The following is a 265-nucleotide window of genomic DNA, read 5'->3' on the forward strand; positions in this document are numbered from 1 at the left end:
TCCTTTAATTTCTATCATACCTCTTACTTTCGTTTTTTCAATATGAGCATCACTATTCATTTGTGTATTTCCGTAAATTTTTACATATTCCGCAGTTACATTTCCTTGTACTTCACTATCTCCGTACACAACATAATTTTTCACTTTCATATTACCTTGTACATCACTCGTTCCGTACGTTTTAAATTCATTACAACTCATATCATTAGAAATTGTTCCTTCGCCGCGTATCTTCACTTTGTTATAATCCCCGCCTGCTGAACTA

Annotated in this window: 1 pseudogene; it reads right to left on the reverse strand. The window is 33.6% G+C overall.

The window, feature by feature from the left end:
• A pseudogene (locus MR113_RS27775) lies at window positions 1-265 on the reverse strand (polymer-forming cytoskeletal protein); the annotation flags it as partial.

The sequence above is a fragment of the Bacillus cereus group sp. BfR-BA-01379 genome, from assembly GCF_022663605.1.
Classification (GTDB): Bacteria; Bacillota; Bacilli; order Bacillales; family Bacillaceae_G; genus Bacillus_A; species Bacillus_A mobilis.